This window comes from Jiangella endophytica, from assembly GCF_003427025.1.
Taxonomy (GTDB): domain Bacteria; phylum Actinomycetota; class Actinomycetes; order Jiangellales; family Jiangellaceae; genus Jiangella; species Jiangella endophytica.
In genome coordinates this window covers 44,475-54,321 of the sequence record NZ_QVAI01000029.1, presented here as the reverse complement: position 1 = coordinate 54,321, position 9,847 = coordinate 44,475, and the positions used below count along the sequence as shown (strand labels likewise).

The following is a 9,847-nucleotide window of genomic DNA, read 5'->3' as shown; positions in this document are numbered from 1 at the left end:
TCGTCGGGGAACCCGGAGAATACGACCGGGCGGGCGATGGGCGGGCTGGGTTTATGGGCGGCCCGCCCGGTCGTGAGACGAGGGTAGGCGACGACACGTTGCAGTCGCGTTGCGAGCGCGGCCGCCCGGGTCGAACCCCTCAGTGCTGGACGACGACGTCTTCGCGGACGGCGGCGTAGTGGCAGGCCGACTCGTGGTCGCTGCCCGGCCGCACCGTCAGTTCAGGGTCCTCCTCGGCGCACTTGTCCGTGGCCTTCCAGCAGCGGGTCCGGAACCGGCAGCCGCTGGGCGGGTTGGCCGGGCTGGGGACGTCGCCGCTGAGGATGATCTGCTGCCGCTGGCCGCGCACGGACGGGTCGGGCACCGGCACCGCGGACAGCAGCGCCTGGGTGTACGGGTGGGTCGGCCGCTCGTAGATCTCGGCGTCGGTGCCGGTCTCGACGATGCGGCCGAGGTACATGACGGCGACGCGGTCGGAGATGTGCCGGACGACGGAGAGGTCGTGCGCGATGAAGATGTACGACAGGCCGAACTCGTCCTGCAGTTTCTCGAGCAGGTTGACCACCTGTGCCTGCACCGACACGTCCAGCGCCGACACCGGCTCGTCGCAGACGATGATCTCGGGTCGCAGGGCCAACCCGCGGGCGATGCCGATGCGCTGGCGCTGACCGCCGGAGAACTGGTGCGGGTAGCGGTTGATGTGCTCGGGGTTGAGGCCGACGACCTCAAGCAGTTCCTGGACGCGCTTGCGCCGCTCGCCGCGGGGTGCCGCCTCGGGGTGGATGTCGAACGGCTCGCCGACGATGTCGCCGACGGTCATGCGCGGGTTCAGCGACGAGTAGGGGTCCTGGAACACGATCTGGATGTTCCGGCGCAGCTCGCGCAGCGCCTTGCCCTGCAGGTCGTAGATGTTCTGGCCCTTGAAGAACGCCTTGCCGCTGGTCGGCTCCTCCAGCCGCATGAGCAGCTTGGCCAGGGTCGACTTGCCGCAGCCGGACTCGCCGACGATGCCGAGGGTCTCGCCGCGGTGCAGCTGCAGTGAGACGCCGTCGACCGCCTTGACGGCGCCGACCTGTCGCTTGACGACGACGCCGGTGGTCAGCGGGAAGTGCTTGACGAGGTTGTCGACCTCGAGGACGACCTCACTGCTGGGCGGGTTCGATGTCACCCTCGAGCACCTCCTGTGCGAAGTGGCAGGCGCTGAACCGGCCGGGGACGACCTCGGTCAGTTCAGGACGCTGCTCCTTGCAGATCTCACGCGCGTAGGGGCAGCGCGGCCGGAACTCGCACCCGGCCGGGATGTTCGTGAGGTTCGGCGGCAGCCCCTTGATCGCCGAGAGTTCCTGGCCCTTGAGGTCGACCCGAGGGATCGACTCGAGCAGCCCTTTGGTGTAGGGGTGGGCCGGCGTCGCGTAGATGTCGTGCACCGGCGCCTGCTCCATGATGCGCCCGGAGTACATGACCTCGATCTTGTCGGCGACGTCGGCGACGACGCCGAGGTCGTGGGTGATGAGGATGAGGCCCATGTTCCGCTCGCGCTGCAGGTCGGCCAGCAGCTGCATGATCTGCGCCTGGACGGTGACGTCGAGCGCCGTGGTGGGCTCGTCGGCGATGAGGACGTCGGGGTCGAGCGCGATCGCCATGGCGATCATGATGCGCTGGCGCATACCGCCGGAGAACTGGTGCGGGTAATCGCCGGCACGCTCTCTGGCGGCCGGGATGCGCACCTGCTCCATCAGCTCGACGGCGCGGTTGCGGGCGTCCTTCTTCGACATGCCCTCGTGGACGCGGAACATCTCAGCGATCTGCCAGCCGACCGGGAACACCGGGTTGAGCGCGGACAGCGCGTCCTGGAAGATCATCGAGATGCTGCGGCCGCGGTAGGCGCGGCGCTCGTCGTCGGGCAGCGCCAGCAGGTCCTGGCCGCGGAAGCGCACGGCGCCGCCGGTGACGAACCCGGGCGGGCTGTCGAGGATGCCCATGATGGCCTGCGCCGTGACGCTCTTGCCGGAGCCGGACTCGCCCAGCACGGCCAGCGTCTCACCCTCGTGCAGCGTGTAGGACACGCCGTTGACGGCCTTGGCCACACCGTCGCGGGTGCGGAACTCCACGCGGAGGTCCTCGACCTCCAGCAGCGGGGTCGCCCCGGTCTGATCCGGCAGCGGTGCGATGCCGGTTTGTGTGGTCGCCACTCGTCGCCCTCCTCCTGTGATGTCGCTCAACGCAGCTTCGGATCGAGCGCGTCACGTATGGCATCACCGAGCATGATGAAGGCCAGCACGCACAATGACAGCGCTGACGCTGGGAACAACAGCATATGCGGCGACGTGCGAACGTAGTCCTGTGCCCGGCTGATGGCCAGCCCCCACGAGACCACCGGCGGCTGCAGTCCGACGCCGAGGAACGACAGCGTCGCCTCGGCCGCGATGTACCCGCCGATACCGATGGTCGCGACGACGATGACCGGCGCGATCGAGTTCGGCACGACGTGCTTGAGGATCATCCGGGTGCCGCCGGCGCCGAGCGCCCGGGCCGCCTGGACGTAGTCGGCCGAGCGCACCTGCAGCACCGACGAGCGGGTGATGCGCATGATCTGCGGCCAGCCCAGCACGGCCAGCGCCAGCACGACCTTCGAGATCGTGACCAGCTCCGGTGTCTCGGCGTTGCCCGGGAACGAGACCAGCACGATCAGCGCGCCGAGCAGCAGCGGGATCCCGAAGAAGATGTCGCCGAGCCGGGACACGACGGTGTCGGTCGAACGCCCGTAGAAGCCGGCCACGGTCCCGGCGATGCCGCCGATGAGCAACACGCCGACGGCCGTCAGCACACCCACCATGATCGAGGCGCGGGCGCCGTAGATGGTGTGGGTGTAGACGTCGCAGCCGTTGTTGTCGTACCCGAACCAGGCCGCGCTGCTGGGGCCCTGACGGCTCAGCGAGAGGCTGCAGTCGGTGGGGCTCAGCGACGTGAACAGGCCCGGCACGATCGCGATGGTCACGAAGATCACGAACAGCACGCCCGAGACGATGAACGTGGGCTTGCGGATGAGATCGTGCCAGGCGTCGCGGCCGAGGGTGCGAACGGTCGTCTCCGTCGCCGCGGGCGCTTCGGCCTCGACGATGACGGGGGGTGTGGGGTCAGCCATGACTGATCCTCGGGTCGAGCCAGCCGTAGATGAGATCGACCAGCAGGTTCACCAACAGGAAGACGAGGACGAGCACGGTCACCGCGCCGGTGACCATGACGCCGTCTCTGGTGGTGATGGAGCGGAAGATGAGGTTCCCCACGCCGGGGACGTTGAAGATGCCCTCGGTGACGATGGCGCCACCGAGCAGCGCGCCGAAGTCGGCACCGATGAACGTGACGACCGGGATCAGCGAGTTGCGCATCGTGTGGATGCCGATGACCCGTCGCTGCGGCAGGCCCTTCGCGACGGCGGTGCGGACGTAGTCGGCCCGGCGGTTCTCCGCCAGGCTGGTCCGGGTGAGCCGTGCGACGTAGGCCAGCGAGAGTGAGGCGAGCACGAACCCGGGCAGGATCAGGTTGTAGAGACTCGCGTCGCCGCCGACGGTGGCCGGGAAGATCCCCCACCGCATACCCAGGAACAGCTGCAGCACGGAGCCGATGACGAACACCGGGATCGAGACGACGACCAGGGTGGAGACCAGCACGAGGTTGTCGATGAAGCTGCCGCGTCGCAGGCCGGCGAGGATGCCGGCGCCGATGCCGATGATGATCTCGAACGCGATGGCGACGAGGGCCAGCTTCACCGTGGTCGGGTAGGCCCGCAGCAGTTCCTCACCGACCGAGAGGCCCTGGAACGTCTCGCCGAAGTCGCCTCTCAGCAGATTGCCGAGGTACTGGATGTACGCGAGGGGCAGCGGGTCGTCGAGGTTGTACTTGGCCGTCATGTCCGCGACGTAGGCGGCCGGACACGGCCGCGCCCCGCACCTGCCGGCGAACGGATCGCCCGGCAGCGCCCAGACCAGGGCATAGATGATGAACGTCGTGCCGATGACCACGGGGATCATCTGGAGCAGGCGGCGGGCGACGTACCGGCCCATGGCTCAACCTTTCCGTGCGCAAGCGGTCTGCGCCAGCGTACGGGGCGTCCACCCCGTGTACGACGAGATGGACGCCCCGCAACCGACCGCTGCGACTCTAGAGCATCAGTTCTGCACCGAGATCGACAACGGGTCGACGTAACCCTTCCAGGTGAACTGCGGCTCGTTGACGTTCGTCGACCAACCGCGCTGGCCGTTGTCGTACCAGAGCGGGATGATCGCCATGTCCTCGGAGAGAAGCGACTCGGCCTGGTTGTACAGGTCGAGCGCCTCCTGGCCCTCCAGGCCGGCGGCCTGGCGGATCAGCTCGTCGAACTGCGGGTTGGAGTACCCGCCGTCGTTGGCCGAGCCGTTCGAGGTGTAGAGCGGCGCCAGGAAGTTCTGGATCGACGGGTAGTCGGCCACCCAGCCGGTCCGGAACGGGTTGGTGATCTCGTTGGCGTTGACCCGGGCCCGGAACGAGCCGAAGTCGGGGTCGTAGTCGCCCTGGCAGTCGATGCCCAGCGTCTCGCGGATCGACGTGCAGGCCGCCTCGACCCACTCGCGGTGACCGCCGTCGGAGTTGCTGGAGATCAGCAGCGTGCCCTGCACGCCGGCCGTCTGCGCGTAGAGCTCCTGCGCCTTGGTGGCGTCGAACTCGCACCACTCGCCACAGGTGCCCTCGACGTAGCCGTCGTTGCCCGGCGGGACCCAGCTGTTGGCCGGGACGTAGTTGCCCGGGCCGTAGGCGGCCGCGATGACGGCCTCACGGTCGATGGCCAGCGAGATGGCCTTGCGCAGGTTGGGGTCGGCCCACGCCTCGGTGTTCGTCAGCGGGAACGTCATGCTGGTGAACCGGGTGGTGAGGGGCTCCGAAGCGGAACGGCCCTCGAGGTCGGTCTTCCAGACGTCACCGGCCAGACCCACCGGCGGGATCTTGTCGAGGATGTCGAGCTGGTTCGCGACGACGTCGGCGTAAGCGGCGTCGAGGTCGGCGTAGACGCGGTACTCGATGTTCTCGACCTGCGGCTTCGGGTCGCCGGCGTAGTCGGCGAAGGCCGTCAGGTTGATCGAGGTGTTCGGGACCTCCTCGACGAACTCGAACGGGCCGTTGCCGACCGGGTGCTCGATGAACGCGGCCTGGTCGGTGAAGAAGCTCTCCGGCATCGGGTAGAACGCCGAGTAGCCGATGATCGTCTCGAACAGCGAGTTCGGCGAGCCGAGCGTGACCGTGAAGGTGGACTCGTCGACGACCTCGAGGCCGCTCATGGTCTCGGCCGTGGCCGAGCCCTCGACGAAGGCACCGGTGTCGTCGGTCTGGCCGGCGACCGCGTCGTACCCGGCGATGTTGGCGCCGTCGGGGCCGAAGAAGTACTGGTTCAGCTGCGCGTTCGGGCCGTAGGCGCCGAAGTTCCAGGCGTCGACGAAGCTCTGCGCGGTGACCGGCGAGCCGTCGTGGAACGTCCACCCGTCCTTGATCGTGATGGTGAACTGCGTGAAGTCCTCGTTCGGCTCGATCGACTCGGCCACGGCCAGACCGGGCTCACCGGTGGCGGAGTCGTACGAGACCAGACCGGTCCACATGGCGTCGACGATGTTGCCGCCGCCGACCTCGTTGGTGGTGGTCGGGATGAGCGGGTTCTCCGGCTGCGTGCTGTTGATGGACACCGAGCCGGTGGGGCCCTCGCTGGAGCCGCCGTCGCCACCGGAGCCGCTGTCGTCGCCGCCGTCGTCGTCGCCACCGCACGCGGCGAGCACGAGCGTCAGGCCGACGGCTGCCGCCACCACGGCTCCTCTGCGAGTAGAGCCTCGCATGGAATCCTCCTCAAACGGGCCTGCGCCCGGTGATTACGGGCGTGACCGATCGGTCTCGCCACCATTGGTGCGGATCTGCGCACAGCCGGGTACGGTCGCGATCCTGATCCGCGCCCTCATTTCTAAACCCGCTCATCTCTGCGGGCAAGTCTGACCGGACTGCCGTCACACAACGCAACCGGACTGTGACCATACCGGCTGATTGCTGTGATCCTGCCGTGTGAGCTGCGAATTCTTCGGTGGAATCGGCCCGTTGGCGCCGTGTTTGCGGGGCTTCGGGTGGTGACGGTCACAGGTCAGCGCAGCCTCGGGTCGAAGGCGTCGCGGACGGCGTCGCCCAGCATGATGAAGGCGAGCACCGTCACCGAGAGGAATGCGCCGGGAAAGAGCAGCATATGTGGCGACTGGCGGATGTAGGCGCGCGCGTCGCTGATCGCGATACCCCAGGAGATGACCGGCGCCTGCAGCCCGATGCCGAGGAACGACAGCGTCGCCTCCAGCACGACGAACACGCCGAGGATGATCGTGGAGTACACGACGACCGGGGCCACGGCGTTGGGCAGGACGTGCCGCAGCAGGACCCGCCGGCTGCCGGCGCCGAGGCCGCGGGCGGCCTGCACGTAGTCGGACTGTTTGACCTGGATCACCGTCGATCGCATCAGCCGGGCCACGGTCGTCCAGCCGAGCACGCCCAGGGCCAGGACCACCTTGCCGATGGTCTGCCAGGAGGGGGTGTCGATCGTCGACGGGAACGTCGCCAGCACGATGATCGCGCCCAGCAGCATGGGGACGGCGAAGAACATGTCGGTGAACCGCGACAGCAGCGCGTCGACGCGGCCGCCGTGATAGCCGGCGAACATCCCGACCACGCTCCCGACGACCGCGATGACGACCGTCGTCAACACGCCGACCAGGATCGATGCCCGCGCGCCGTAGATGGTCCGCGCGTACATGTCGCAGCCCTGCAGGTCGTAGCCGAACCATGCGTCGCCGCTCGGCGGCTGCCGGGAGTAGGCGAGATCACAGGCGCGCGGGTCGGCGTTGGTGAACAGGCCGGGCACGGCGGCCATCGCGACCAGCACCAGGATGATCGCCGCCGAGCCGACGAAGAGCGGGCTGCGGCGCAGGTCGCGCCACGCGTCGCCGGCCAGCGAGCGTGGGACGGCCGCCGCGTGGCCACCGCCACGCCGCCTAGACATGGCGGATCCTCGGGTCGAGGACGGCGTACAGCAGGTCGACCAGCAGGTTCACGATCATGAAGACCAGCACGAGCACGGTGACGGCGGCGGTCACGGTGGCGCCCTCGTGCGCGTTGATGCCACGGAAGATCATGTTGCCGACACCCGGGATGTTGAAGATGCCCTCGACGACGACGGCGCCGCCGAGCAGCCCGCCGAAGTCGGCGCCGACGAACGTCACGACCGGGATCAGCGAGTTGCGCAGCGTGTGCACGCCGATGACCCGCTGCCGCGGCAGGCCCTTGGCGATCGCGGTGCGGACGTAGTCGGTGCGCAGGTTCTCGACCAGATTGGCCCGCACCAGCCGAGCGACGAACGCCAGCGACAGGCTGCCCAGCACGACCGCGGGCAGGACCAGCGAGTAGAGGGAGCCGTCGGACGTCACCGGGAACCAGCCGAGCCGAACGCCGAACGTGACCTGTGCCAGCAGCCCGAGGACGAACACCGGGATCGACACCACGACCAGCGTGCTGACCAGCACCAGGTTGTCGACGAAACCGCCGCGGCGGATCCCGGCCAGCACACCGGCCGCGACGCCGATGACCACCTCGACGAGGATCGCGAGCAGGGTCAGCTGCAGCGTGATCGGGTACCGCTGCGCCAGCTCAGCGGCGATCGACGCGCCGGAGAACGTCTGGCCGAAGTCGCCGGTGAGCAGCTTGCCCATGTACTGCAGGTACGCGATGGGCAGCGGGTCGTCGAGGTTGTACTCGGCTGTCATGCGGTCGACGTAGTTCTGCGGGCACGGCCGGTCGCCGCACCTCGCGGCGAACGGGTCGCCCGGCAGCGCCCACACCAGGGCGTAGATGAGGAACGTGGTCCCGATGACCACGGGCACCATCTGGCCGAGGCGCTGGACGACGTACCGACCCATGACCTTCCTTCAGCGATCAGCAGCGCTCCGGTGCGCGCCGGAGTCAGACTGTACGGCGCGCACGCCGGCCCGCCGTGGCGAGGTGCGCGACGGCGGGCCGGGCGGGCGTGGTGTCAGCCGGTCGTGGTGACGCTGAGCAGGTCGACGGTCTGGAACACGGTGATCCGGACGTTCTCGACGTGGGTGGAGTAGCCGGCGATGTTCACGCGGTGCCACAGCGGGATGACCGGCATGTCCGCGGCCAGCAGCTGCTCGGCCTGGCGGTAGAGGGCCGCGCCGTCCGCACCCGGGGTCGCGGCGGCCTGACGGACCAGGTCGTCGAACTCGGGGTTGCTGTAGTCGCCGTCGTTCGCCGAGGCGCCGGTGGCGAAGATCGGCACCAGGAAGTTCTCCAGCGACGGGTAGTCCATCTGCCAGCCGGTGCGGAAGATGCCGCCCGTCTGGCGGGCGGTGATCTCGTTGCGGAAGGTGGCCAGGTCGACCACGGGCGAGCCCTGGCACGGGATCTGCAGCGTGGCGGTGATGTCGTTGCAGACCGCGTCGACCCAGGCCTTGTGGTCGGAGTCGGCGTTGTACGAGAGCGCCAGCGTGCCCTCGAAGGGCTCGACCTCCGCGTACAGGTCCTGCGCACCCTGCTGGTCGTAGGTGCAGTACGGGTCGCAGGCGCCGTCCTCGAAGTCGGGGACCACCGGCGAGACCCAGCCGTTGGCCGGGGTCCGGGCGCCGGCGAAGATCTTGTCGACGATCTCCGGCCGGTTGATCGACATCGAGATGGCCTGCCGCAGCCGGGGATCGGTGAAGCTGGCGTCGACGCTCTCCGGCGCGAACGTGATGGTCTCGAAGACGCCCGTCTCACGCGAGACGAACCGGTCGCCGAGGTCGATGCGGTACGTGTCGCCGGCCAGCGCCGACGTCGGCAGCAGCGGCATGATGTCGAGCTGGTCGGCCTGCAGGTCGTTGTAGGCGGCGTCGTCGTTCTCGTAGATGCGGTAGACCGCGCCGTCGATACTCGGCTTCACGTCGCCGGCGTAGTCCGCGTAGGCGGAGAGCCGGACGTCGATGTTCGGGTCCCAGGACTCGAACCGGAACGGCCCGGTGCCGACGGGGTGCTGGCCGAACGCCTCGGGGTCGTCGTAGAACGACTGGGGCAGCGGGGCGAAGGCGGTGTAGCCCAGCCGCATCGGGAACTGCGACTCGGCCTGGGCGAGCGTGACCCTGAAGGTGAGGTCGTCGACCACTTCCAGGCCGGACATCGTCTCGGCCGCCGCCGAACCATCGACGTAGTTGCCCTCGTCGTCGAAGGTGCCCTGCACGTCCGCGTAGCCCTGGATCGGCTCGAAGAAGTAGCTGTTCAGGGTGGCGTTCGCGCCCAGCGCGGCCCAGTTCCAGGCGTCGACGAAGCTCTGCGCGGTGACCGGCGAGCCGTCGTGGAAGGTCCAGCCGTCCTGAAGCGTGATGGTCCAGGTCTGGCTGTCCTCGCTGACGATGTCGGCCGCGATCTCGTTCTCGGGTTGCCCGGTCTCCGGGTCGTACCGCACGAGGAACGAGAAGACCTGGTCGAGGATGTCACCGCTGCAGACCTCGTTGCTGTTGGCCGGGACGAAGTCGCCCTGCGGGTTGCAGCCGCGGACCGTGACGGTGTTGGCGCCCTCGCCGGCCGCGTCGCCGCCGTCGTCGCCACCACCGCAGGCTCCGAGCGCGAGCGCGAGTGCGACGGCTCCCAGCACCACCGATCTGCGTGGCGAGACTGGCATCGGAATCCTCCTGGGGTATGCCCGAGGCGAGGCTGCGGAGTCCCGTCGCCTGCGCCACCCATGGCCGTTTTGGCCGATTTGGGCACATACGTGCCCGTCACTTTCTATGTGCCGTCCTCGTCC

General features: G+C 68.7%; 8 protein-coding genes. All 8 read right to left on the bottom strand.

Features of this window, described 5'->3' with window-relative positions; all coding sequences use genetic code 11:
- Positions 1 to 139: 139 nt before the first annotated feature.
- On the bottom strand, positions 140 to 1,168 hold the full coding sequence (locus DZA62_RS33160) for an ABC transporter ATP-binding protein (RefSeq protein ID WP_116953252.1): 1,029 nt from the start codon (positions 1,166 to 1,168) through the stop codon (positions 140 to 142).
- Entirely contained in the window at positions 1,143 to 2,192 is a 1,050-nt protein-coding gene (locus tag DZA62_RS33155; RefSeq protein ID WP_232827668.1) for an ABC transporter ATP-binding protein, read from the bottom strand. The genes DZA62_RS33160 and DZA62_RS33155 overlap by 26 nt, the downstream gene beginning before the upstream one ends.
- 26 nt (positions 2,193 to 2,218) lie before the next feature.
- A complete protein-coding gene (locus DZA62_RS33150) occupies positions 2,219 to 3,145 on the bottom strand; it encodes an ABC transporter permease (RefSeq protein ID WP_116953251.1) in 927 nt (308 codons plus the stop codon).
- Positions 3,138 to 4,064 (bottom strand): ABC transporter permease, encoded by a 927-nt coding sequence (locus DZA62_RS33145; protein ID WP_116953250.1) that lies wholly within the window; start codon positions 4,062 to 4,064, stop codon positions 3,138 to 3,140. Before DZA62_RS33145 ends, DZA62_RS33150 begins: the two co-directional genes overlap by 8 nt.
- 105 nt (positions 4,065 to 4,169) lie before the next feature.
- On the bottom strand, positions 4,170 to 5,828 hold the full coding sequence (locus DZA62_RS33140) for a peptide ABC transporter substrate-binding protein (RefSeq protein WP_198664466.1): 1,659 nt from the start codon (positions 5,826 to 5,828) through the stop codon (positions 4,170 to 4,172).
- 326 nt (positions 5,829 to 6,154) lie between these two features.
- Positions 6,155 to 7,057 carry an ABC transporter permease gene (locus DZA62_RS33135; RefSeq protein WP_116953248.1) on the bottom strand — a complete coding sequence of 301 codons (903 nt, stop codon included), beginning with the start codon at positions 7,055 to 7,057 and terminating at the stop codon, positions 6,155 to 6,157.
- Positions 7,050 to 7,970: an ABC transporter permease gene (locus tag DZA62_RS33130; protein WP_116953247.1), complete on the bottom strand. Its 921-nt coding sequence runs from the start codon at positions 7,968 to 7,970 to the stop codon at positions 7,050 to 7,052. Before DZA62_RS33130 ends, DZA62_RS33135 begins: the two co-directional genes overlap by 8 nt.
- 113 nt (positions 7,971 to 8,083) lie before the next feature.
- A complete protein-coding gene (locus DZA62_RS33125; RefSeq protein WP_116953246.1) occupies positions 8,084 to 9,724 on the bottom strand; it encodes a peptide ABC transporter substrate-binding protein in 1,641 nt (546 codons plus the stop codon).
- Between the last annotated feature and the right edge of the window lie 123 nt (positions 9,725 to 9,847).

What these genes read in the sequence shown, in the direction of transcription:
- DZA62_RS33150 (WP_116953251.1), bottom strand. Translation starts at nt 3,145, where the DNA reads ATGGCTGACCCCACACCCCCCGTCATCGTCGAGGCCGAAGCGCCCGCG.
- DZA62_RS33145 (WP_116953250.1), bottom strand. Translation starts at nt 4,064, where the DNA reads ATGGGCCGGTACGTCGCCCGCCGCCTGCTCCAGATGATCCCCGTGGTC.
- DZA62_RS33135 (WP_116953248.1), bottom strand. Translation starts at nt 7,057, where the DNA reads ATGTCTAGGCGGCGTGGCGGTGGCCACGCGGCGGCCGTCCCACGCTCG.
- DZA62_RS33130 (WP_116953247.1), bottom strand. Translation starts at nt 7,970, where the DNA reads ATGGGTCGGTACGTCGTCCAGCGCCTCGGCCAGATGGTGCCCGTGGTC.
- DZA62_RS33125 (WP_116953246.1), bottom strand. Translation starts at nt 9,724, where the DNA reads ATGCCAGTCTCGCCACGCAGATCGGTGGTGCTGGGAGCCGTCGCACTC.